The sequence below is a fragment of the Anaerococcus sp. AH8042_DFU013_CI05 genome, from assembly GCF_047936775.1.
Taxonomy (GTDB): Bacteria; Bacillota; Clostridia; order Tissierellales; family Peptoniphilaceae; genus Anaerococcus.
The window spans coordinates 1,372,731-1,395,813 of sequence record NZ_CP175954.1 but is presented as its reverse complement, the minus strand read 5'-3'; the positions used below and the strand labels follow the sequence as shown (position 1 = coordinate 1,395,813).

21 protein-coding genes are annotated in these 23,083 nt (G+C 33.0%); 14 read left to right on the top strand and 7 right to left on the bottom strand.

All coding sequences use genetic code 11. The features are described 5' to 3' along the window. Positions 1–61: 61 nt before the first annotated feature. Positions 62–1,987 carry a PTS mannitol transporter subunit IICBA gene (locus ACKRLN_RS07250; protein ID WP_416334725.1) on the bottom strand — a complete coding sequence of 642 codons (1,926 nt, stop codon included), beginning with the start codon at positions 1,985–1,987 and terminating at the stop codon, positions 62–64. A gap of 17 nt (positions 1,988–2,004) precedes the next feature. After that, positions 2,005–3,057: a glycerol-3-phosphate dehydrogenase gene (locus ACKRLN_RS07245; protein WP_295883057.1), complete on the bottom strand. Its 1,053-nt coding sequence runs from the start codon at positions 3,055–3,057 to the stop codon at positions 2,005–2,007. 261 nt (positions 3,058–3,318) lie between these two features. On the opposite strand from ACKRLN_RS07245, the gene ACKRLN_RS07240 reads away from it, so the two are divergent. The 4 genes from ACKRLN_RS07240 (at position 3,319) to ACKRLN_RS07225 (ending at position 7,995) form a co-directional block, all read left to right on the top strand. Continuing rightward, positions 3,319–5,277 carry a PTS mannitol transporter subunit IICBA gene (locus ACKRLN_RS07240; protein WP_416334724.1) on the top strand — a complete coding sequence of 653 codons (1,959 nt, stop codon included), beginning with the start codon at positions 3,319–3,321 and terminating at the stop codon, positions 5,275–5,277. Position 5,278: 1 nt separating this feature from the next. Continuing rightward, a complete protein-coding gene (locus ACKRLN_RS07235; RefSeq protein WP_416334723.1) occupies positions 5,279–6,436 on the top strand; it encodes an aspartate carbamoyltransferase in 1,158 nt (385 codons plus the stop codon). Positions 6,437–6,458: 22 nt separating this feature from the next. Continuing rightward, the gene (nagB, locus tag ACKRLN_RS07230) at positions 6,459–7,181 is read left to right on the top strand and encodes a glucosamine-6-phosphate deaminase (protein ID WP_416334722.1); all 723 of its coding nucleotides are present in this window, start codon (positions 6,459–6,461) and stop codon (positions 7,179–7,181) included. Between the two features lie 265 nt (positions 7,182–7,446). After that, complete coding sequence (locus tag ACKRLN_RS07225; RefSeq protein WP_416334721.1) at positions 7,447–7,995, top strand: type II CAAX prenyl endopeptidase Rce1 family protein; 549 nt, start codon at positions 7,447–7,449, stop codon at positions 7,993–7,995. Positions 7,996–8,027: 32 nt separating this feature from the next. On the opposite strand, the gene ACKRLN_RS07220 is transcribed toward ACKRLN_RS07225, so the two are convergent. The 5 genes from ACKRLN_RS07220 to ACKRLN_RS07200 all read right to left on the bottom strand — a co-directional run bounded on the left by ACKRLN_RS07220 (position 8,028) and on the right by ACKRLN_RS07200 (position 11,919). After that, entirely contained in the window at positions 8,028–8,399 is a 372-nt protein-coding gene (locus ACKRLN_RS07220; protein WP_416334720.1) for a hypothetical protein, read from the bottom strand. Positions 8,400–8,449: 50 nt separating this feature from the next. After that, positions 8,450–9,811 (bottom strand): PTS galactitol transporter subunit IIC, encoded by a 1,362-nt coding sequence (locus tag ACKRLN_RS07215; protein ID WP_416334719.1) that lies wholly within the window; start codon positions 9,809–9,811, stop codon positions 8,450–8,452. Between the two features lie 9 nt (positions 9,812–9,820). Then, a complete protein-coding gene (locus tag ACKRLN_RS07210; RefSeq protein ID WP_416334718.1) occupies positions 9,821–10,105 on the bottom strand; it encodes a PTS sugar transporter subunit IIB in 285 nt (94 codons plus the stop codon). A gap of 1 nt (position 10,106) precedes the next feature. Continuing rightward, positions 10,107–10,580: a PTS sugar transporter subunit IIA gene (locus tag ACKRLN_RS07205; protein ID WP_416334717.1), complete on the bottom strand. Its 474-nt coding sequence runs from the start codon at positions 10,578–10,580 to the stop codon at positions 10,107–10,109. A 106-nt stretch (positions 10,581–10,686) separates the two neighbouring features. After that, on the bottom strand, positions 10,687–11,919 hold the full coding sequence (locus tag ACKRLN_RS07200) for an aminopeptidase (protein WP_416334716.1): 1,233 nt from the start codon (positions 11,917–11,919) through the stop codon (positions 10,687–10,689). A gap of 91 nt (positions 11,920–12,010) precedes the next feature. On the opposite strand from ACKRLN_RS07200, the gene pepF reads away from it, so the two are divergent. The 10 genes from pepF (at position 12,011) to ACKRLN_RS07150 (ending at position 23,047) form a co-directional block, all read left to right on the top strand. Then, on the top strand, positions 12,011–13,810 hold the full coding sequence (gene pepF, locus ACKRLN_RS07195) for an oligoendopeptidase F (protein WP_296140924.1): 1,800 nt from the start codon (positions 12,011–12,013) through the stop codon (positions 13,808–13,810). Next, the gene (locus ACKRLN_RS07190) at positions 13,810–15,111 is read left to right on the top strand and encodes a M20 metallopeptidase family protein (protein WP_203127902.1); all 1,302 of its coding nucleotides are present in this window, start codon (positions 13,810–13,812) and stop codon (positions 15,109–15,111) included. The genes pepF and ACKRLN_RS07190 overlap by 1 nt, the downstream gene beginning before the upstream one ends. Continuing rightward, on the top strand, positions 15,095–15,757 hold the full coding sequence (locus ACKRLN_RS07185) for a formate/nitrite transporter family protein (protein WP_203127900.1): 663 nt from the start codon (positions 15,095–15,097) through the stop codon (positions 15,755–15,757). The genes ACKRLN_RS07190 and ACKRLN_RS07185 overlap by 17 nt, the downstream gene beginning before the upstream one ends. A 246-nt stretch (positions 15,758–16,003) precedes the next feature. Then, the gene (locus ACKRLN_RS07180) at positions 16,004–17,440 is read left to right on the top strand and encodes an alanine/glycine:cation symporter family protein (protein WP_296140921.1); all 1,437 of its coding nucleotides are present in this window, start codon (positions 16,004–16,006) and stop codon (positions 17,438–17,440) included. 154 nt (positions 17,441–17,594) lie between these two features. Further along, a complete protein-coding gene (gltX, locus tag ACKRLN_RS07175) occupies positions 17,595–19,076 on the top strand; it encodes a glutamate--tRNA ligase (RefSeq protein WP_203127896.1) in 1,482 nt (493 codons plus the stop codon). Further along, complete coding sequence (gene cysS, locus ACKRLN_RS07170) at positions 19,077–20,498, top strand: cysteine--tRNA ligase (protein WP_416334715.1); 1,422 nt, start codon at positions 19,077–19,079, stop codon at positions 20,496–20,498. After that, positions 20,498–21,202 carry a 23S rRNA (guanosine(2251)-2'-O)-methyltransferase RlmB gene (gene rlmB, locus ACKRLN_RS07165; RefSeq protein WP_416334714.1) on the top strand — a complete coding sequence of 235 codons (705 nt, stop codon included), beginning with the start codon at positions 20,498–20,500 and terminating at the stop codon, positions 21,200–21,202. The genes cysS and rlmB overlap by 1 nt, the downstream gene beginning before the upstream one ends. Then, a complete protein-coding gene (locus tag ACKRLN_RS07160) occupies positions 21,189–21,716 on the top strand; it encodes an NYN domain-containing protein (protein ID WP_203127890.1) in 528 nt (175 codons plus the stop codon). Before rlmB ends, ACKRLN_RS07160 begins: the two co-directional genes overlap by 14 nt. A gap of 38 nt (positions 21,717–21,754) precedes the next feature. Beyond that, a complete protein-coding gene (locus tag ACKRLN_RS07155; RefSeq protein ID WP_416334713.1) occupies positions 21,755–22,825 on the top strand; it encodes an RNA polymerase sigma factor RpoD/SigA in 1,071 nt (356 codons plus the stop codon). Positions 22,826–22,873: 48 nt separating this feature from the next. Next, complete coding sequence (locus ACKRLN_RS07150) at positions 22,874–23,047, top strand: hypothetical protein (protein WP_295883108.1); 174 nt, start codon at positions 22,874–22,876, stop codon at positions 23,045–23,047. Positions 23,048–23,083 lie beyond the last annotated feature (36 nt).

Sequence of the window (23,083 nt, the reverse complement as noted above, 5' to 3'; positions counted from 1 at the left end):
AAGTTATTCCGTGTTTATGGGTTCAGCTCATTTGGGTTTGCTTTTTTTTGTAAGTCTATATTTAATTTTCAACACTTTCCAGAATATTTTTCATTTTAGTTTTGTTATTAAGGGCTATAAATTCGTCTACCTTTTCCTGTGTTTCAAATTCTGTTGCAAGTTTTGATAATATTTCTAAATGCTCATCACCCTTACCTGCAATACCAATTATTAATTTTACATCTTCATCATTCCATCTAACACCATTTTTGCAAACTAGGATTACAAGACCCGTTTTTAGGATCTCATCCTTATATTCAAAAGTTCCATGAGGAATAGCCAGTCCATTGCCTATGTTGGTATTAAATTCTTTTTCTTTCTTAACCATTGCCTCAAGATATTTTTCTGTAGTGTATCCACCGTCTACAAAATGCTTATTAATTAATCTAAGGGCCTCATCACGATTTTTAATATCATCTGTAATTACAATATTATCTAATTTTAATACTTCGTTTGAAGCGCTATTTGGTGTTTTGTTTTCTTTAGATGGTTCATAACTTGTTATTTTTTCTGAACTAGAAACCTTCATATCTTTATCGTTATTTTCCCTAACTACATTTACCACATCAGCAAATTCTGGTGGATTGATGTAGGAGGAGATAGACATATGATATTTTTCTGGTTTTGCTTTCATAGCAAGATTTGTAAGTTCTTTATGGGTTACTACAATGTCTGCATCATTTGGTATATTTTGTAGGGCTGTGTGTACAACTTCTATATTGTATCCAGCTTCTTTTAGTTTCTTTTTAAGGGAAGATGCACTCATAGCTGATGATCCCATGCCAGCATCGCAAGCTACAACTATTTTTTTAATTTGCCCATCAATAGTTCCGTTATTTTCTATATTATTAAAGCCTCTTACTAATCCATCAGTATTAGATCCTGGTGAGTCTTCTACATAGCCTCTGTAATATTTTTTTACAAAAATAGAAGCTACTAGGAATGTTACTAGGCAAGAAACTCCTACTGTTAGGATTGCTCCAAGATATTTTCCCCTTGGAGTAAGGGCAAGAACTGAGATAATGGATCCAGGTGATGGAGTATAAACTGGTCCATAATTTGTAATTTGCATAGTAATAATTGCAGCAATGCCACCTGCAATATCAGCTAGAATTAAAAGTGGATTTGCTAGTACATAAGGGAAGAAGATTTCATGTATTCCCCCAAAAAAGTGAATGATTACAGCTCCGGGTACTGCTTCTTTCATTTCACCTTTACCAAAAAACCAATAAGCAAGCAAAATTCCAAGTCCAATTCCGGGATTTGGGATAATCATAAATAATGGTGAAAAACCTTGGCTAGCTACTTGTTCAAGACCAATTGGTGCTAAAATTCCGTGATCAATTACGTTATTTAAAAACAATACTCTAGCTGGTTCTATAAATATTGCAGACAGTGGAAGCAACTTATGTTCCATAACCCAAACCACTCCGCTAGCTAGAGCATTAGTAATTCCCGCCATTATAGGTTCTACAAATAAAAATGATAGAATACAAAAAATCCCACCGATAATACCAAGGGAGAAGTTATCTACTATCATTTCAAAACCTTCTCTCACCTTGCCATCTATAGCTTGGTCAAATTTTTTGATGATCCAGCCACCAAAAGGCCCTACAATCATAGCTCCCAAAAACATCGCTACATCAGAACCTATTGTCAGACCAAAAGTAGCTAGGGCTCCTGCTACAGCTCCTCTTTTACCATAGACAAGCTCTCCACCAGAATATCCTATTAGGATTGGTAAAAGGCTTTTTAAAAGTGGGTCCTTTAATTTAATAATTGTTTCGTTTGGATACCAGCCAGTTTCTAAAAAAATTGCAGTGATAAGTCCAAAGGCTATAAAGGCACCGATGTTTGGTATTACCATCCTCGATAGATAACCCCCAATTTTTTGAAATCTAGCCTGGAAGCTAGAAGACTTTTTTGTATTTATTTGTGTATTTTCCATAGTTTTCCTCAATGTATTTAGTTATTAATATCTTCTTGATTAAATTTATCCCATGGAATGTTTAGCTTAGCACCATTGGCAATTATGTCATAGATATGCATTAAAAGTGGGAACTGGTCTTTTTCTACCTCTCCTTTATCAGCCAAAACTGTAATAGCTTCTCCCATTCTTTTGGCAATGACAACTGACTCTAAAGTTACTCCAGCTAATTCTTCCATAGCTTTTTCGTAAGTATAACCACGACCTAAGAGTGTACCAATTCTTCTAGTTCTTCCACCAAAGATTGTTACATATAAATCACCAACTCCTAGTTCTAATTGATTTTTATCTCCATTTACAAGTTCTAATAATCCACCCATTTCGCGAGTTGATTGGGCAAATAGAGCTGCTTGTGGATTGTAATGGTTTACTCCTTCTTTGCCTTCTTCACTTTCTGCAATACCGACTGCAAGAGAAACAGCTAGGGCGTAGGCGTTTTTAAGGGCAACAGAAAGTTCTACTGCACGTACATCATTACTGATTGAAACGTGATAATAATCATTTGCAAAAGTATCCCTAAAGAATTTAAGATCATTGATATTTTTTCCACAAAAACCCACTAGAGAATGGTGTCTATCTGCTAGCTCATAGGAAGTACATGGCCCACCTACTGCACAGATATCTCTTTTTATTCCTTTTTTAGAAAGTTCTTCTTCCCAATACTCTGGGTAGGATAAAAGAGAACCATCTTCTTTATTTATCATTCCTTTAGTAACTGATAGGACTGGTAGTTTTGGATCAAGTTTTGGGAATATTTCTTCTAAAAACCAATCTACACCAAAGGAAGAAACACCACAGATTATAGCATCTGCTCCTTCTAAACCTTTCTCTAATTCATCATAGTAATACCATTTAAATCCGTCTGGTAATTGTCTTTTCATATTTAGATGGTAACCATCTTCTTTAGCTCTTTTTACTATTTCATTATCAAGATGAGTTCCTACTATTCTTATTTCATGTCTATTATCATAAGCTGGGACAGCTAGGGCTGATGCCATCATTCCTGCACCTACAAAAGTTAAAGTTGTCATAATTCCTCCTAAAATTTGTTTTAAACAAAAAAGAGCCTATCACCATAGATTTGCTCTTTACTCATGCTTATAAACTTAAGATAATTATAACAAAATGTATTTGCTTGTGCAAACAATTTCACCACTATTTATTGTCTAGAATATATCTAAATTAGTTTATGTTTGCAAATATTTTAACCAATAAATATTCCTACTTAAAATCTAAAAATTAACAACTTAAACGGTATAATATAAATATAATAACTTTTAGAGGAGGATAAGATGACAGAGAAAAAATCTGTGAGATCTAGAGTCCAGAACTTTGGATCGTTTTTATCAAGCATGGTTATGCCTAACATTGCGGCATTTATAGCTTGGGGTTTTTTAACCGCATTTTTTATACCAGATGGATGGATTCCAAATGAAAAATTTGCAAGCCTTGTTGACCCTATAATAATATATGCTATACCAATGCTTATTGCCTATACAGGAGGAAATATCGTTAACCCACGTATGGGTGGAGTTGTTGGAGCTATTGCAACTATGGGAGCAATAGTTGGTAGTGAGCAAAAAATGCTTGTTGCTGCTATGGTTTTAGGGCCGCTTTCAGCATGGCTTCTTAAGAAAATTCAAAATGCCTATGATGGACATGTAAAAAGTGGTTTTGAAATGCTTGTAAACAACTTTATTGCAGGATTTCTAGCCCTTGGTCTATCACTATTTGCTTATGTAGCTATCGCTCCAATAATGGAAGTATTACTAAATATACTTTCCACTGGGGTAGATTGGTTAGTTCAAAGACATTTATTGCCGTTAGTTCATATATTTGTAGAACCTGCCAAAATTTTATTTTTAAATAATGCCATTAACCACGGTATTTTATCTCCAATAGGATTAGACCAAGTAGAAAAAGCTGGTAAGTCAATGCTATTTATGATTGAGTCAAATCCGGGACCTGGTTTTGGTATCTTACTAGCTTATATGATAGCTGGTAAGAAAAATGAAAAAGCATCAGCTCTTGGTGCATCAGTTATTCAAGTATTTGGAGGTATTCATGAAATATACTTCCCATATGTACTAATGAATCCAAAATTAATAATTGCAGCTATCGTTGGGGGTATGAGTTCAACTTTCTTACTACAAATGTTTAATGGTGGGCTTGTAGCTTCACCATCTCCAGGATCACTTATATCTTGGATATTTTTAACTCCTAAAGGTTCATATTTTCCAACAATAATTGCTTTTGCAGCTTCATCAGTAGTTTCAATGGTTGTTGCACTTCCTATAATCAGAAATGCCAAAGATAATGGTAAATCCTTAGATGAAGCAACAAATGACATGAAAAATACAAAAGCAAACAAAACGTTAGCAAAAAGACCAGAAAATACAAATCTAGCTGACACAAAGAAAATTATTTTTGCATGTGATGCAGGTATGGGATCATCTGCTATGGGAGCTAGCATCTTAAAGAAAAAAGTTAAAGAGGCAGGACTTGATGATATTGAAGTAAGGAATGTAGCTATCCCACAAATCCCAGATGATGCTGATGTAGTAATCACCCACCAAGACTTAACAGAACGTGCAATTCAAAAAAATAATGCTGCCTACCACGTATCAGTTAAAAACTTTATGCAAGCACCAGAATATGATCAGTTAATAGCTGATATTAAAGATGCAAGAGAAAATAATGGTCCAACTTCTCCACAAAAAGAAGAAACCATTAATCAAGCATCAAACAATGAAGAAATAGAAACTGTAGTTTATAGCTCAGATGGAGAAAAAATTACAGAAGATAAAAAAGAAACTAATGCTTCGTCAGTTCTTAAAAAGGAAAATATTCTTTTAAATCAAAAATTTGACTCAAAAGAAGAAGTTATAAAAGAAGTTGGAAGAATCATGGAATCCTCAGGATATGTAGACCATGAGTACACAAATGGTATGCTACAAAGAGAAAATGAAGCACCAACCCACTTTGGCATAGGTCTTGCTATCCCACATGGTACAAATAAAACAAAATCTTCAATTAAAAAATCAGGCCTAGTAGTACTTACAATTCCAGAAGGTGTGAAATGGGATGATGAAATTGTAAAATTAGTTATTGGTATTGCAGGTGTTGGAGATGAACATTTGGCCATCTTATCAAATGTAGCAACAAAAATCGATAATGAAGAAATAGTAAATGACATTGTAGAAAATAAATCTAAAGATGAAATTTATGAAATTTTAACAAGCGAGGTTTAAAATGAAATTAGCTATTCAATTTGGAGCAGGAGCAATCGGTAGGGGACTTTTAGGAAAAGTCCTCCACGATTCAGATTATCATGTACTTTTTGTAGATGTTTATCAACCAATAGTTGATAGAATAAACGAAGATGGCTACTACATGGTAGAACTATCAGACCACGACTTTGAAAGCCAAAAAATCGATAATGTATCAGCCCTTTGCTCAACAAATGAAGAAGATTTAGAAAAAATCTATGAAAAAATTACTCAAGCTGAAATAATTACAACATCAGTAAGGGTAGAAAACTTAGATTCAACATCAAAAATAATTGCAAAAGGTCTTGAGCAAAAATATCCAGATGATAAAAAAGTAAATATCATGGCCTTTGAAAATGCTTATAGGGCAAGTGATATATTAAAAGAAGATATTATAAAAAACTCTTCCCTAAGTGCTGAACAAATTGAAGAAATTGCAACATTTCCAAATACAGTAACAGATAGAATTGTTCAAAATAAAGAAGTAGATGGAAAACCAGTTGTAGAAATTTCTGATGATTTTGAAGCGGTAATAGAGCAACCAAAACTTGCTGATCCATCTTCAAAACCAGTAAAAGATGCAGAATACACAGATGACATAGACAAGATGCTAGAACGTAAACTATTTTTAGTAAATGGTGCCCACGCTGCAACCAGCTATTTTGGTTACAACAAAGGCTACAAAATGATGAATGAAGCCTTTGAAGATGAAAAAATCCTAGCAGATGTCCAAAACCTAATGACAGAATCAGGCAATGTTTTAATAAAAGAACATGGCCTAGATAAAGATGAACTAGAAAACTTTAAAGAAAGCAAATTAAATAGATTTTTAAAAACAGCTTCCCACGATACAATCGAGAGAGTAGGACGTGATCCAGTTAGAAAACTTGGAGAAAATGATAGACTAGTAGCGCCTGCTATCAAAGCTTTTGACAATGATATGCCTTTTGATAATCTTGCCAAAGCTATCGCCTATGCCTTTAAATACGATGAAGCAAGTGATGACAAAGCGCTTGAAATCAAAGATTTTGTAAGTCAAAACTCAATTGAAGATGCCATCGAAAAATATACGGGTATAAAAGAAAACGATAGAAAAGAATTATTTGACAAAATTGTATCAGAGTATCAAAATATTAATTAGAATTTAATATTGAGGGGGAAAAATGAGAGTAATAGTAAGCAAAGATTACGATGAAATGAGCAGAAAAGCAGCGGACTTAGTAATAAGCCTGATGAAAGATAAACCACAAATCAAATTTGGTTTAGCAACAGGATCAACACCAGAAGGACTTTATAAAAATCTAATCGAGGCTAATAAAGAAGGTGAAATTGGATTTAAATATGCAAGCTCAGTTAACCTTGATGAGTACGTTGGTATTGATAAAGAAAATGATCAATCATATCAATATTTTATGAACGATAGATTATTTAACCACGTAGACATAGACAAAAGCAAAACCCACCTACCATTTGCCCCAGAAGCAGATGAAAAATATGCAAAAGAATATGACCAATTGTTAGATGAATTTGGACCACGTGATATCCAAGTTTTAGGAATAGGACCAAACGGTCACCTAGCCTTTAACGAACCAGATCAAAAACTTAACCAAAGAACATCTATCATCAAACTAACAGATGAAACTATAAAAGCAAACGCAAGATTTTTTGATAGCGAAGATGACGTGCCAAAATACGCAGTATCAATGGGAATGTCAGATGCATTCAATGCTAAAACACTAGTAGTAATGGCAAGTGGAAAAAATAAACACGATGCAGTAAAAAGACTACTAGAAGAAGATAAAATCTACCCAGAATTCCCAGCAAGCTTCCTACACCTACATCCAAATGTTTACCTATTTGTAGACGAAGAAGCTTACAATGGCTAGAAAATAAATCCTACCAGTCCGCTACTTTTTGGGCTGGTATTTTTTTGCTAAAATGTAGGTGAAAAAATGTTTTGGAGGTTGATTGGTGGAAAGTCAGAGATTAAAATTATTTTTTGTTACTATTATTTTTATACTTTTAAGCTTTTTTGCTGTAAAATTTTTTGCTCCCTTATTTTTATTTCTAGGGATAATTATTGTCGCAATTTATTTATTGATCAAAAACAAGGAGAAACTCACAAAAAAAGATTTGATAGTGGCCACGATTATGTCATCCCTTGGATCACTTAACATCATTTTTATAGAAAAATCTTTTCTTGCCATTGCCTTATTTGCCATTATTTTTATTACATATTTAGGATCTGTTACAGTTTTTAAAAACTTTTTAGGTTGGGATAAGCTTTTAAGCAAAAATTGGCAAAAAAGTTTGATAATTGCAATCGCAGTCGGCCTTATTCTAGGATTTATTAATTTAGGAGGGGCGGAAATTAAAATAAAGGACCCAACAATCACTCCACTTCTTATTGGCCTACAAGCGGGAGTCATGGAAGAAATCAGCTTTAGATTTATTTTTTATGCACTTAGCATTTATATTTTAAGAGGCATGGAAAAAAATATTGTAGATAAAATTTTGATTTACGCAATAATGACCCTACCCCATGCAATAGCCCATGGATTTAATATAAGAGGCTTGATTGGAGCTTGGCTTGTTTTTGCAATGCCTCTGGCAATCCTTCAAAAAAAATTAGACCTAACAAGTTCAATTACAACACACTTCATAATCGATTTGATAAGATTTGCTTGTCTTGGGAGATAAAAAAGCAAGGAATAATTTTCCTTGCTTTTTCGTTAGTTAGTTTTTAATTTTAGTAACTCTTCTAATAGTTGATTATTATTTTCAAATTTTGATAAGTTAATATAAAACTTATATTTTTGATTATCAATAGTTTGAATCCACAAATAAGTTTCAACATCTATTGAATATTGTTTTAAATAGAATTTTTTTATATTTTTATACTCAAAACTAGTCATCTTATCTTTTGAATAAAATTCTATAGACTTATCATTAAAGCATATTTTATATGGATGTTTTTTTCCTATAATCCTATTATAAAAATTGTATATTGAAACAATAAATGCTAAAATTGCTAAAAATAAATATATACGATTGATAATTAAAAATGAAGATATTATAGCAAATCCCAGATAAAAATATCCCATTATATAAATATCAAAGTTATAATTTTTTGGATTATAAATAAAGCACATAGTTAGTTATTTTCAATTGTGTTAGCTTCTTTAATAATTCTTTTTCTGTTCCAAAGTGCAAGAATTATTGAAAGTACAGCAGAGACTACAATACCAATTATTCCAAATTTATTTATGTTAACTAGTAGCCATGATAGAGGACTTGCACCATCACTAATGCATGAAATCATATTAGCTCCTTCCGGCATTTGAAAACCGACATTCATAGCAGCTTGTGTGATAAGAGGAGCTAAATCTGTTGATATATATAATCCAAAAATCAAGAAAATTATACCAATTAATAAAGTTCTAAATCCGTTATTATTTACTATAGGAGCTATCAAAAGAATCATAAATGGTAGTACAGATAAGTCTGTAAATGGCATAACCTTATTTCCTGGTAAAGCTACTGCTAAAATAAGGGCAAGAGGCATCAATAAATAAGCTATAGTTAAAGTTACTGGATGACCTACGCCTATAGCTGAGTCAAGGCCAATGTACATTTTACCTCTGTTAGAGAAGCGTTTTTTAATAAATTCACCTGCAGCTTCACTTATTGGCTCTAAGCCTTCCATAAGCATTGCTGCCATTTTTGGGATAAGAACTAATACAGCACCCAGTGAAACGCCAAGGCCTAGTATACCCGCAACATCATAACCAGCTACAACACCTATAGCAAGACCAATAATAGTACCAATCATCATTGGTTCACCTAGTATACCAATTTTTTCTCTTATTCTATCAAAGTTAATATCTATATCTCTTAATCCAGGTATTCTATCTATTATCCAGTTAAACGCCATTGCGATAGGCGCATATGCAGTAGAAAAACCATGTGGTAATGACACTCCAGGTATTCCTAGTGATTCTTCAACCTTATCTGCAGTTATGTCTGCTAAAACCATTATAATAATCATATTTATAATGGCTGCAATCATACCTATTGCAAAACTTCCTGTATAAATAGCTGTTAATGCACCAGTAAATGCAAAGTGCCAGTAGTTCCAAATATCAACATTAAGTGTTTGAGTTGTATTTGTTAAAAGCATTATAAAATTAACTAGGACTCCAACAGGTATTATCAAAACCCCTATTTGAGAACCCAAGGCAATAGCTGCAGCAGCAGGCCAACCAACGTCAATAACAGATAATGCCAAATTATATTTTTCAACCATTGTTTGAACAGCTGGTGATAAAGAAGTTCCCAATAATTCATTAATCACTAGATTTAATCCCACAAAGCCAATACCTACTGTAAGCCCTGCTTTTAAACTTTTTGAAAAACCTAATCCAAATATAAGCCCTAAGACAAGTATTACCAGGGGCATAAATACTGACACGCCTAAACTTTGTAGCCAGTCAAAAAATCCAACTATATAGGTCATATTCTGTCCTTATTTTTCCATTAAGTCTAAAATTTCTTTTTCTACAGCTTCTTTTCCCATTCCCGTTAAAAATGGCACTCCTGATACAAAGTCACAATTTAAATTGCCCGGCTTAGCTGTAGTTGAAACTAAGAAATCAGCACTATCAGATAATCCTGTAGCTTCACTTACTTTAATTTGCTTAATTGTATATTGATTTTGATAACCATTTGAATCCAAGAGATTTTTAATTTTTAAGATTACAGTTGTTGATGTTGCAATTCCCGCTCCACAAGCCACTAAGATTTTTTTCATTTTACATACTCTCCTTTAAATAATTTTTAAATGTTTTCTCTATTATATCATTATTTTGACATTCTAATAATATGTTAACCTTTTCTTTATCTTGGAATATTTCTATAAGTGCTTGCAGGTATGGGACTTGCTTTTCTTTATTTTTTATAGCAAGCATAACAATTATATTTACATCGGTATGTAAACCTTCCGTTCCCATTTGACCAAATCTTACTGGCTTATCTAAAATGTTTATTACCATAGCTTCTGAATTTACGTGCTCTGAATCAGTATGGGGTATGGCTATTGCATAGTTTTCAAATTCTAAGCCAGTTGGAAAAGTTTTTTCTCTTTTCCTTATAGCTTTTATATAAGAATCTTTTACCAATCCCATATCTAGTAACAATTGAGCAATGGAATCCAAAGCTTCGTTAGTATCTTTGTATTTATTTTCAGTTCTTTGTCCTATTATTTTTATTTCGTTATTATTTAACAAAACATAACCCCCTTAAAACAAAATTCTATAAGTAAGTATAACAAATACGGAGATATATTCATAAAAAAATGGCTTAGAATAATCTAAACCATTTATATAAAAATTATTAAATTGCCCAGTTTCCATTTTCAAATATAGGAAACTCATCATCGTTTTTATATCCTGTTATTTTTAAATCGCTTGCTCCTACCATGAAGTCTTCATGGATTAAAGAGTCGTTTATTCCTCTTTCTTTTAGTTTGCTTTCTTCTAAGTCTGCTCCACCTACTACGTTTGTTGGATAGGCTTTTCCTAATGCGAAGTGGCAGGAGGCGTTTTCGTCAAATAATGTGTTGTAAAACAGGATATTTGAGTTGCTAATTGGGCTATCGTAAGGTACTAGGGCAATTTCACCTAAGTTTTTGCTGCCTTCATCACTATCTAACATTTTTGCTAGTGTATCTTTGCCTTTTTTGGCATCAAAGTCAATTACTTTTCCATTTTCAAATTTGAAATTAAATTCATCTATAACTACACCATTGTAAACTAAAGGTTTTGTGGCAAAAAGTGTACCATCTACGTCGTCATATTGTGGGGCTGTGAATACTTCTTCTGTTGGCATATTTGGGATAAATGGATCACCTTTTTCATTTTTGGATCCTGCTGATGCCCAAATATGATCTTTTGGAAGTTTTACCCAAAGGTCTGTGCCGTTTGATGATTGGTAATGTAATTTGTCAAATTGGTGGTCATTTAAATAAGTTGCTTTTTCATTTAGGGTTTCAATGTGTTTTGTCCAATTTGCTTTTGTTTCTTCCCAAGATTCTTCTACGCGGCTTACTTCTAGAATTGTTTCCCATAATTTTTCGTAAGCCTCATCTTCGTTTAGGTCTGGGAAGACTTTTGCCGCCCATTTTTTGGTTGGCACTGAGATTACTAGCCAGCTTACAATATCGTTCATTGAATATTTTACAAATTCTTTGGTTTTTTTGGAATTTTCCTTGATTGCTTCTGAAATTTTGGCTTCATCTAGGCCATTTAATAGGTCTGGGTCTTCGGCATATATTGAAATTCTGTTTGATTTTTTATTTGCTATTTGATATCTTAATTTTTCTATTTTCCAGTCTGGCACTTCATTTAGTGTTTCTTGGTCTTGATATTCATAAGTTAGTCTTGTAATGGCATCATCTCGCCAATCTATTGATACATTTCTAGCACCCTTTTCATAGGCTGCTTTGGTTATAAGTCTTGCTAAATCTGGGTTTTCTACTGGAGCATTGATTACTACATCTTCACAAGCTTTTACATTTACTCCAAATTCTACTGCAAGTTTTGCAAAGTTTTCTATTCTTTTATCCATAAATTCCTCCTTTTGTCATTATACCTTTAGGATTTTTAGGGTAAAATAAAATACATATAAATGTATAAATAATTATTTAAGGAAGGTTATCATGAAAAAAAGACATGAAGTTGATATAAATGAAACTTGGGCTATAGAAGAACTTTTCGAAAGCGATGAAGTTTTTTTAGCTAGCCTTAATGATCTTAAAAATCTTTCTGATGATTTTGCAAATAAATACAAATCTTTAGACTCATCAGAAGAAATTTTTGAAGCTTTAGAAGCTTATAGCGAAATTGCAGCCTTAACTGATAGACTAAGTACTTTTGCAAGTATCACAACAGAAGTTGATACATCTGATGCGAAAGTTATGAAAAGATTTGCAAATTTTGTAAATGAAATGAGTAAGATCGATGCAAATTTAAGTTTTTTTGAATCAATGCTTGCAAAAGCTGATACAAACTTACTAGAAGAAGCAAAGAAAAACCATTCGGAATATAAATATTACTTAGATAGGGTAATTGAAAACTCAAAATATTTATTATCTGATGAAACAGAAAAAGTTTTAGCAAATCTTGTACCAACCTTTGATGCACCATACAAATCTTATGCAGACATCCGTTATGGAGATATGGCCTTTGAAGATTTTGAATATGAAGGCGAAGAAATAATCTTAAATCACAACACATTTGAAGAATTTTTGGAAGGAGATCCTAGGGATGATTTGCGCCGTGATGCCTTTAAAAGATATCATGATGTATTAAGAAAATACCAAAACTCAGATGCATCTGTCTATGTAACTCATGTTGAAAATGAAAAGCGTCTTTCAGACATCAGAGGCTATGATTCAGTTTTTGACTATTTATTATCACGCCAAGATGTAGATAAAGAAATTTATGAAAACCACATCGATACAATCATGTCAGAACTTGCTCCTCATATGAGAAAATATGCGAAAATTATTCAAAAAATCTATGGCTTAGATGAAATGACATATGCAGATTTAAAACTTTCTATAGATCCAGATTATGAACCAGAAGTATCTATTGATCAAGCTCGTGCCTATATAGTAGAAGGACTTTCAAATCTAGGTGAAGAATATGTAGAAGTTTTAAACCGTGCTTTTGATGAAAGATGGATTGACTATGCTCAAAATATCGGAAAAAGAACAGGAGCCTTTGCAGCAGGACCTTATGGATCACATCCATTTATAATGACAACTTACAATAACAAAATGAGCCAAGTAATGACCTTAGCCCACGAGCTAGGCCATGCTGGTCAATTTTATTATTCAAACAACAATCAAAATGCCCTAAACAACGATATGTCCATGTACTTTGTAGAAGCACCATCAACTGCAAATGAAATCACTATGGAGAGATTTTTGTTAAATAAAGCAAAAGATGATCGCGAAAAACTATGGGTTTTATCAACAATGATTTCAAAAACCTACTACCATAACTTTGTAACCCATTTTATAGAAGCAGCCTTCCAAAGAGAAGTGTATAGAAAAGTAGAAGCTGGTGAAAATCTAAGCACAGATGACTTAAACCAATTATTTACAGAAAAACTAGAAGAATTTTGGGGGGATTCTGTAAAATTAGTAGATGGAGCAGAGCTAACTTGGATGCGCCAACCACACTACTACATGGGACTTTACCCATACACATACTCAGCAGGACTAACAGTAGGAACAATTATTTCTGATAAAATTGTAAATGGTACAGACAAAGACCGTGAAAACTGGATAGAAGTCCTAAAACTAGGTGGGTCAATGAGTCCAATCGAACTTGCAAATGCAGCAGGAGTTGATATGACAAATACAGAAGCAATTTCACAAACAGTTGCATTTATCGGTTCCCTTATCGATCAAATTGATGAACTTGCTCAAAAATTAGGAATGTATAAATAATGTATATCAAAAAAGCAGAAGAATTTTTTGGTTATACAGTAGATATCCGCAGAAAAATCCACGAAAACCCCGAATTATCAGGTTTAGAAGACCAAACAATAGGACTTGTAAAATCAGAACTAGAAAGAATGAATATCGAGCATGTTGAAGTAAAAAACGGGGGAGTCCTTGGATTTATCGAGGGAAATAAAAAAAGTGATAATCCAAAAACCATAATCCTAAGGGCAGACCTTGATGCTCTGCCTTTTGATGAAACAGAAAAAAATTTAAAAAATGATCGTCTAGTAAAAAGCAAAAATATTGGAGCTATGCACGCCTGTGGCCATGATGGACATACGGCAATGGTATTAACCGCTGCCAGAATTTTAAATGAAAATAGAGATGATTTTTCAGGCAAAGTTATTTTATGTTTTGAACGTGGCGAAGAAACAGGTATGAATTATAAATACTTGATGGCATACATGGGTAAAAATGAAATAGAAATTGACTCAAGTTTTGCTATCCATGTTTCCCCAGAATATGAATCTGGAGTTATGGCAATAAAATCTGGGGGGATAAATGCTGGATCAATGATGTTTGATATTACCATAAAAGGAGAAAGTGGCCATGGATCACGACCTTATATAGCAAATAATCCCCTTGATTGTTTTGTAGATATTTATAACGAATTAAAATCGTTACGCATGAATAAATTCTCACCATTTGAACCTATGACCTACTCAATAGGGGTAGTAGACATGGGCAGTCAATTTAATCAAATCCCTGATAAACTTAGATTTAAAGGTAGTGTTAGATTTTTTGATCGCAAAGAAGTTGGATATAAATTCTATAGAGAGTTCCAATCTCTTATAATCAATAAGGTAAAAAATCACAACTGCAGGGTAGTATTTAATACCTACATGAGACCACATTTTCCAATAATAAACGATGAAAAATTAGCAAATTTAGCTAAAAATGTAATGGTAGATGAGCTTGGCGAGGATTTTGTAGCAAAGGCAAATCCATCTATGGGTTCAGATTCTTTTGCAGTTTATACTGCTCAATGGCCGGGACTTTACCTAATGCTTGGAATAAAAAATGAAGAATTTGGTTCAGGAGCACCTCTTCATAGTAGTAAATTCGATTTGGATGAAAACTCACTTAAAAATGGGGTGGCAGCTACCGTAAGATATGTGGTAGAATATTTAAATAGTGATATTGAAGTGGGAGATGGTCCTTATAAAAACAATATCAAAGGTCTATTTATAGAGGAAAATAGGTCACAAGAAGAAATAGAGGAGATTTATGACGACATCGCGTAAACGCACTTATGACCATAAGACGATTATTTATGCAATAATGGCAGGGGTAATGGTTGGTTTTGGTGGAACAGTTTTACTTTCTGTAGACAACCCTTATCTAGGAGCTTTTTTATTTGCTGGAGCACTTTTTATAATATTGAGTTTACAATATAGCTTATTTACTGGTATGGTAGGATATCTTTTCTATAATGATAGAAAAGAATATATAAAAAAGCTTATAATAGTTTTAATAGGTAACTTAATAGGAACATTTGTAATAGCTATGCTCATGCGCCAAACAAGATTTGGTCCAGCTCTAATTAATCAAGCGCAGTTAAAAGCAGGTGTTAAACTAAATGATACTCCACAATCATTATTTATTTTGGCGTTTTTCTGCAATATGTTCGTTACAAATGCAGTTCACCAATTTAAGTACAACCGCTATCAGGTAGGTAAATATCTAGCAATATTTATTTCGATTATGACCTTTGTATTATCAGGTTTTGAACATAGTATTGCAGATAGCTTTTTCTTCTTTTTAGCAGGAGAATTCAATCTACTAGCCCTAAGAAATTTCTTTTTAATCTTAGTAGCAAATATTTTGGGAGGCCTTGTAATACCGACATTGTCATTAATGTATGATGACACATTTAGTATTGCTGGATAGAAATGAAAACTAAATAAAAATACAAAAAAACTCATAGGTATAGAATTTATGCTATGAGTTTTTATTTTTTAATAATACTTTATAATCGTTCTAAATAGTTTGAAACTAAAGCAAACTTTATTACGATAATTACAAAAAGTTTTGCTTGTAAATTATTTATAAATCCTGTTATAATATAAACTGATTATATTAAAACTATAGATAAGATTTAATAATAAATCACTAAATTAAAAATAGGAGATAACAATGGAAGCTTTTAAAAAGATAACTGAAATCCTAAGTGATGGGATTTATACATGGATGCTTATACCCTTGCTTTTGGGTATAGGATTATTTTATACTTTTAAACTCAAAGCTGGGCAAATAGCAAATATTAACCATGCTCTAAAATTAATTACTTCTAAGCCAAAGGATGAGAAATCAATATCTCCCTTTAAAGCGTTTACAATTTCTGCTGCAAGCCACATAGGAACAGGAAATGTGGTTGGAGTTGCAGCTGCAATTGCAGTTGGAGGTCCCGGAGCAGTATTTTGGATGTGGATTACCGCTTTAATCGGAGGAGCATCTTCTTTTGTAGAAAACACCTTAGGACAAGTTTTTAAGGAAAGAAATGAAGATGGGTCTTTTAAGGGTGGTCCTGCATTTTACATAGATAAAACAATGAAAAAACCAGGGCTAGCAAATTTATTTTCAATAATAATATGTATTGTATATGGATTTATGTTTAATGCCATGCAAGCAAATACTATAGCATCAGGTTTTTCAAATTCCTTTAACTCTACAGCTTGGATTGTAGGATTAATAGTTGTAATTATTTCAGGTTTTGTAATATTTGGTGGCTTAAAAAGAATTACTGATATTACTTCTCTACTAGTACCTATTATGGCCTTAGCATATATTGGCCTTGTAATTTTTATTTTAATAACAAATATTACAAAAGTTCCACATATGTTTGCCTTGATTTTTGAACAAGCCTTTAATATGAAAGCAGGACTTGGTGGACTTTTTGGGACTGCAATTTTAAATGGTGTAAAAAGAGGACTTTTTTCAAATGAAGCTGGTATGGGAGCTGTGCCAAATGCATCTTCGGTTGCAGATGTTTCTCATCCAGCTAAGCAAGGATTAATTCAAGCGCTTGGTGTATATTTAGATACAATTTTAGTTTGTTCTGCCACTGCCTTTGTTATTATCATTGGCGGAGAAGAAATTTATTTAAATCCAAATTTAAAGGGGCTTGATATTACTCAAGCAGCCCTTGCAACAGAAATAGGACCTTGGGTCCAACATTTTTTAACCATTTGTGTTTTAATGTTTGCCTTCTCTTCAATCATAGGAAACTATTATTATGGGGAAAATAATATTTTAGCAATGGGTCTTGGAAATACTGGTCTTGCAATTTACAGGATTTTGGTATTGATATTTGTATTTTTAGGGGCAATTGGAGATTTTTCTGTGGTTTGGAATACAGGCGATATTTTTATGGGGATAATGGCTATTATAAATCTAATAATTTTAATGATTATTGGAAAAGTAGCTGTTGCTTGTTATTATGATTATATGAAGCAATTAAAATCTGGCAAAGATCCTGTTTTTAATCCATCAGCTATCGAGGAACTTTCCCCATACTTGGATGAAATCACAGCTTGGGATAACACAGAAAATAAAATAGACAATAGAATATGAGTTAAATCAAAAAAACTTATTGACAAAGTTGATTTTTAGAGTATACCGTGTTATACTTAAATAAGTTAAGTAGGGAAGGGAGTGTTATGCACTCCCTTTCATTATCTAAAATATATAAGAAAAATTATAAATTTTGAGAAAAGAAGGAGTTAACATGAGTGATGTTAGAGTAAGATTTGCTCCATCTCCAACCGGTTATTTACACATCGGTGGACTTAGAACTGCATTATTTAACTATTTATATGCAAGACACACAGATGGAACAATGATTTTAAGAATAGAAGATACCGATAGAACTAGATTTGTAGAAGGAGCTTTAGAAAACTTACTTAAAGCCCTTGACTGGTCAGGTGTCGAAATCGATGAAGGTGTTATGCTTGATGAAAATGGCAAAGTTACTGAAAAAGGTGAATACGGCCCATACATCCAATCTGATAGGGTAAAAGCAGGCATCTATAACGAATATATCGATAAATTAATAGAAGAAGACAAGGCTTACTACTGCTTCTGCTCTCAAGAAAGAATAGATAAAGTACGTGACCAACAAAAAGCTGATGGTCTTACACCAAAATATGATGGACTTTGCAGATCTATTCCACTAGAAGAAGCAAAACAAAGAGTAGCAAATGGTGAAGAGTATACAGTAAGACTAAAGCTACCAAAAAATCGTGATATTTCCTTTGAAGATAGAATTAAAGGAAAAATTACATTTAATACTGACGATATGGATGACCAAGTCCTTATCAAACGTGATGGCTATCCAACATATCACTTTGCAGTAGTTGTAGATGATAATGCAATGAAAATCACTCACGTAGTACGTGGAGATGAATGGATCTCATCAACTCCAAAACACGTTTACCTATACGAAGCATTTGGTTGGGATGCACCAGAATACATCCACCTACCAACTGTATTAAACGAAGATCATAAAAAATACTCAAAACGTAATGGCGATGGAATGGTAGAAGACTTTATAGAAGAAGGATACACACCAGAAGGACTAATAAATTTCCTAAGCTTATTAGGTTGGTCACCAGATAGTGAAGAAGAAATCTTTACTATGGAAGAATTAGCAAAACAATTTGACTTTGATAGGGTAAATAAAACTGGTGCTGTTTTTGATAAAAGAAAACTAGACTGGGTAAATGGACACTATGTTCGTGACCTTTCAGTAGAAGAATTAGCTGAAAAAATCAAACCGTTTATGGAAAATTCTGGACTAATTGATGAAAATTACCCAGAAGAAAACTTAAAACTCCTTGCAGAAACATGGCAATCAGCAATTGATAAATTCTCTGATGCACCAAAATTATCACAAAATTATTTCCTAGCAGATAATGAAATGGATTGGCAAGAAGAAGCTATCGAAGTATTAAAAGAAGAAGATAGCAAAAAATTAGTAGATGCTTATTTAGAAAAATTAGCTGAAGTAGACGAAATTGACGCTGACTTTGCAAAATCAATTATGAAAACTCTACAAAAAGAAACAGGCATCAAGGGTAAAAACCTATGGTTCCCAATTAGAGCAGCTATCACAGGATCAGTACACGGCCCAGATTTATCAAATGTAATGATTTTAATGGGCAAAGAAAAAATAGCAGAAAGATTAAATTACGTAAAGGAAAATTTTTAAATGAAAATTCATAACACGCTCACAAGAAAAACAGAAGAATTTGTACCAATAGAAAAAAACAAAATCAAAATGTATGTCTGTGGGCCCACTGTTTATGATTATATGCATATTGGAAATGCAAGACCTTTAGTAGTATTTGATACCTTTAGAAGATATGTAAGATACCGCGGCTATGACATTACTTATGTAGTAAACTTTACAGATGTTGATGATAAAATTATCAAAAAATCAATCGAAGAAAATATTTCTACAAAAGAAGTTACAGATAGATATATAGCTGCATTTATGGAAGATGCCAATGATTTAAACTTAGATGAAGCAAACACAATTCACCCACGCGCTACAGAAGTGATGGATGATATAATCGAATTTGTAAGTGAACTTATCAAAAAAGGCGCGGCTTACGAAGCAGATGGAGATGTGTACTTTAGAGTAGAAAAAGCAAATAATTATGGCAAACTTTCTGGAAAAAATGTAGAAGACTTAGTTCACGGAGCAAGCAATAGATTAGATAATAAAGAAGCTAGCAAAAAAGAAAGTCCAGTAGACTTTGCCCTTTGGAAAAAAACAAAGATTGACGGCGAAGTTTCTTGGGACTCACCATGGGGAGCTGGTCGTCCAGGTTGGCATATAGAATGCTCAACTATGAATAAAAAAATATTGGGAGAAACAATCGACATTCATGCTGGTGGAGAAGACTTAGAATTTCCTCACCATGAAAATGAAATCGCCCAATCAGAAACATTAAACGAAAAAACTTTTGCAAATTATTGGATGCACAACGGCATGATCCAAGTAGACGGTACGAAAATGAGTAAGTCACTTGGAAACTTCTTTACCCTTCACGATATTAAAAAAGAATATGATCTAATGGTGATTCGTTTCTGGCTACTTACAACCAATTACCATCAACCAATCAATTTTACTCGTGAAATCATAGAAGGTGCCAAAAATTCCTTAGATAGAATAAATAATGCTGTCTTTAGACTAGAAGATTTAGTAGAAAATGTTAGTGAAAATGAATTGTTTGATGATGAGCAAAATCTATTAAATGAACTTATAGATTTTGAAAATAAATTTATTGAAGTAATGGATGATGACTTAAACACAGCAGATGCCATTACAGTTTTATTTGAATTAGTAAAATTTGCAAATACAAAAGTTTCATCTGAAAATAGCAAAAAATTAATAAAATCTGTATTAGATAAGATTTTAGAACTAGAAGAAGTCTTGGGTATAGAAAACCGCCAAAAGGTAAATGCAGAAGTAGATGAGACAAAAATTTTAGATCTTATTGAGCAAAGAAATGCTGCCAAAAAGGAAAAAGACTTCGCAAAAGCAGATGCCATCCGTGATCAATTAAAAGAAATGGGAGTAGCAATCAAAGATACCCGCGAGGGTGTAAAATGGGAGCTAATCTAATGGATAAGATTTATGGCAGAAAACCAGTTTTAGAAACAATTGATGCAGGACTTACAATTCATAAGGCCTACATCATGGATCAAAAAACTCCAATAGTAGGCAAAATTGTTGATAAGCTTTCTAAAAACAATGTGCCTATCAAATACGTTGACAAGACTTTTTTTGAAAATGTTGATATGAACCACCAAGGTGTCATGATCGAGGTGGATGAATATAAGTACGCGAGCCTAGAAGATTTAAATAATGCAAATAGACTCATACTTTTAGATAAAATCGAAGACCCACACAATCTGGGAGCTATAATTCGTTCTGCAGAAAGCTTTGGTTTTGATGGAGTTATTATCCCAGAACACCGCTCAGCTAAGGTAAATCCAACAGTTTATAAAACAAGTGCTGGTGCTATAAATAATATAAAAGTAGTCATGGTAACAAATTTAAACCAAACTATGATAAGCTTAAAAGAAAATGGATTTTGGATCTATGGACTAGCTGGTGAAGCTAAAGAAACCATTGCCGATACAAATCTATCTGGCAAAGTTGCCCTAGTTGTAGGCAATGAAGGAGATGGACTTAGCAGACTTGTAAGAGAAAATTGCGATCTCCTAGTAAAAATCCCTATGCTTGGAAAAGTAAATTCTCTAAATGCATCAGTAGCATCAGCTTTAAGCATGTATGAGGTTTTAAGGCAAAATGGCTTTAAATAGGAGAAATATCACCATAATTGATGGTTATAATGTAATAAATGCATGGCCAAATCTATCTGATATTTCAAAATCATCCCTAGAATCTGCCAGAGAAAAATTAATCGATGAGCTTGCCGAATATAAGTCAATGTCAGGCGAAGAAATTATAATCGTATTTGATGCCTACAATCTAGATAGGCCCAAAGAGACAATATCTGAAAAATTTGGTATGAAGATTGTCTATACAAAAAGATTTCAAACCGCAGATACCTATATTGAAAAGCAAATCCTAAAAATATCTCAAAAGCACAATCTAAAAGTTGTCACAGATGATGGGCAAATCCAAATCCTAGCATCAAACAAAGGTGCTGTTAGGATGACATCAACAGAGCTTAAGTCAGAAATATATAACAATAGACGAAAAATAAATCGAAGAAAAAAACAAGATTTTAATAGAAATTTCGATTCATTTCCCTTATCCAAAGAAATGATAGAAAAAATTGACCAGATAAAAAATAATCTGGATAAAAAATAAAAAAACAAGGTAAAATAAATTCAAAATAAGGGTGACATATGGATAAAATAAATTTAAAAGATGAAAGGGTAGTTGAAAGGATACGCTCTTACTTCAATTCCCAGGATATGGGCAAGGAAGAAATTGCAAATGTCCTAGAAGAACTAACCGATGAGGAAAAAGAAGAATTAATTGACTTCATCGAGGATGAAGAGATCTTAGAAGATGAAGACTATGAAGAAAAAGATGACATCGAAGAAATCGATGATATTGATGAAGATGATGATGAAGATGAGCCAAAAATAAAAAGAAGCGAGTCCACAGCTATCACACCAATTACTCGTAGCGATATGATGAAGATGTCAGACTTAACTAACGAAGAAATTGTAGAACAATTTCAAAAAGGCAATCAAATTGCACTTGCAGCCTTGGTAGAAAAAAACCAAGGTTTAGTAAGAAGCAGGGCCTCATATTTTTATAGGTCTCATGGAAATGACTTGGACTTAGAAGATTTAGTCCAATCAGGAATGCTTGGTATGATTCGTGCAGCAGAAAAATTTGACCTAACCCTAGGCTACAAATTTACAACCTATGCCTACAAATGGATTGATAAGGCCATAAGAAAAGCTATAAACAAAGAAGGGCACACAATCCGTATCCCAGCTGGAAAATATTTGAAACTTAACAAATTAAAACAAATTCTAAAGGCAAATCCAGAAGCAAGTGATGAAGAAATTTATAAAATTTTGGAAAAAGAAGGTATAGATAAAAAACAAGCAGATGATTTGTTTTTAATCAACCGAAACCAAGTAAATTCTACATCTCTTAATATAAATCTAGATAGCGAAGACTCCACAGGAGATGAGCTGATGGATATGGTGGGAGATGAATCAACACCAGTAGATATGCTTATTTTAGAGCGTGATATGGAAAATTTCCTCATGCAAGCCCTAGAACAGCTTACAGAACGCGAGAGACAAATAATCATCTACCGCTACGGCCTAGATAACGAAAAACCAAAAACCCTAGAGGAAATTGGATCTATCTATGACTTATCTAGAGAGCGTATAAGACAAATAGAAAACCAAGCCCTAGGAAAACTTAAAGAATATTCAGATGCTGAAAACTAAAAAAGATGCGAGTTGATTCGCATCTTTTTTTATAAGGAAAGGGTAAAAATGGATAAAAATCGTAAGATAATGTTGATAATTTCCTTAGTTTATCTAGCTATATATGTATCATTTGAATTCTTAGTAGAAGATTCATACAAGTACTATAGATACTTTATGCTAGGATTTGCCCTTATATATCTAATAGATATAATAGTAAGCTCTAAAAATGAAAGTAAATAGCACCACAGAAAATTTATCCTGTGGTGTTTTTTATGA

Bases quoted from the DNA above. Each gene is read 5' to 3' on its own strand.
- ACKRLN_RS07250 (WP_416334725.1), bottom strand. From the start codon at position 1,987: ATGGAAAATACACAAATAAATACAAAAAAGTCTTCTAGCTTCCAGGCT.
- ACKRLN_RS07245 (WP_295883057.1), bottom strand. From the start codon at position 3,057: ATGACAACTTTAACTTTTGTAGGTGCAGGAATGATGGCATCAGCCCTA.
- ACKRLN_RS07240 (WP_416334724.1), top strand. From the start codon at position 3,319: ATGACAGAGAAAAAATCTGTGAGATCTAGAGTCCAGAACTTTGGATCG.
- ACKRLN_RS07235 (WP_416334723.1), top strand. From the start codon at position 5,279: ATGAAATTAGCTATTCAATTTGGAGCAGGAGCAATCGGTAGGGGACTT.
- nagB (WP_416334722.1), top strand. From the start codon at position 6,459: ATGAGAGTAATAGTAAGCAAAGATTACGATGAAATGAGCAGAAAAGCA.
- ACKRLN_RS07225 (WP_416334721.1), top strand. From the start codon at position 7,447: ATGTCATCCCTTGGATCACTTAACATCATTTTTATAGAAAAATCTTTT.
- ACKRLN_RS07220 (WP_416334720.1), bottom strand. From the start codon at position 8,399: ATGGGATATTTTTATCTGGGATTTGCTATAATATCTTCATTTTTAATT.
- ACKRLN_RS07215 (WP_416334719.1), bottom strand. From the start codon at position 9,811: ATGACCTATATAGTTGGATTTTTTGACTGGCTACAAAGTTTAGGCGTG.
- ACKRLN_RS07210 (WP_416334718.1), bottom strand. From the start codon at position 10,105: ATGAAAAAAATCTTAGTGGCTTGTGGAGCGGGAATTGCAACATCAACA.
- ACKRLN_RS07200 (WP_416334716.1), bottom strand. From the start codon at position 11,919: ATGGATAAAAGAATAGAAAACTTTGCAAAACTTGCAGTAGAATTTGGA.
- pepF (WP_296140924.1), top strand. From the start codon at position 12,011: ATGAAAAAAAGACATGAAGTTGATATAAATGAAACTTGGGCTATAGAA.
- ACKRLN_RS07190 (WP_203127902.1), top strand. From the start codon at position 13,810: ATGTATATCAAAAAAGCAGAAGAATTTTTTGGTTATACAGTAGATATC.
- ACKRLN_RS07185 (WP_203127900.1), top strand. From the start codon at position 15,095: ATGACGACATCGCGTAAACGCACTTATGACCATAAGACGATTATTTAT.
- ACKRLN_RS07180 (WP_296140921.1), top strand. From the start codon at position 16,004: ATGGAAGCTTTTAAAAAGATAACTGAAATCCTAAGTGATGGGATTTAT.
- gltX (WP_203127896.1), top strand. From the start codon at position 17,595: ATGAGTGATGTTAGAGTAAGATTTGCTCCATCTCCAACCGGTTATTTA.
- cysS (WP_416334715.1), top strand. From the start codon at position 19,077: ATGAAAATTCATAACACGCTCACAAGAAAAACAGAAGAATTTGTACCA.
- rlmB (WP_416334714.1), top strand. From the start codon at position 20,498: ATGGATAAGATTTATGGCAGAAAACCAGTTTTAGAAACAATTGATGCA.
- ACKRLN_RS07160 (WP_203127890.1), top strand. From the start codon at position 21,189: ATGGCTTTAAATAGGAGAAATATCACCATAATTGATGGTTATAATGTA.
- ACKRLN_RS07155 (WP_416334713.1), top strand. From the start codon at position 21,755: ATGGATAAAATAAATTTAAAAGATGAAAGGGTAGTTGAAAGGATACGC.
- ACKRLN_RS07150 (WP_295883108.1), top strand. From the start codon at position 22,874: ATGGATAAAAATCGTAAGATAATGTTGATAATTTCCTTAGTTTATCTA.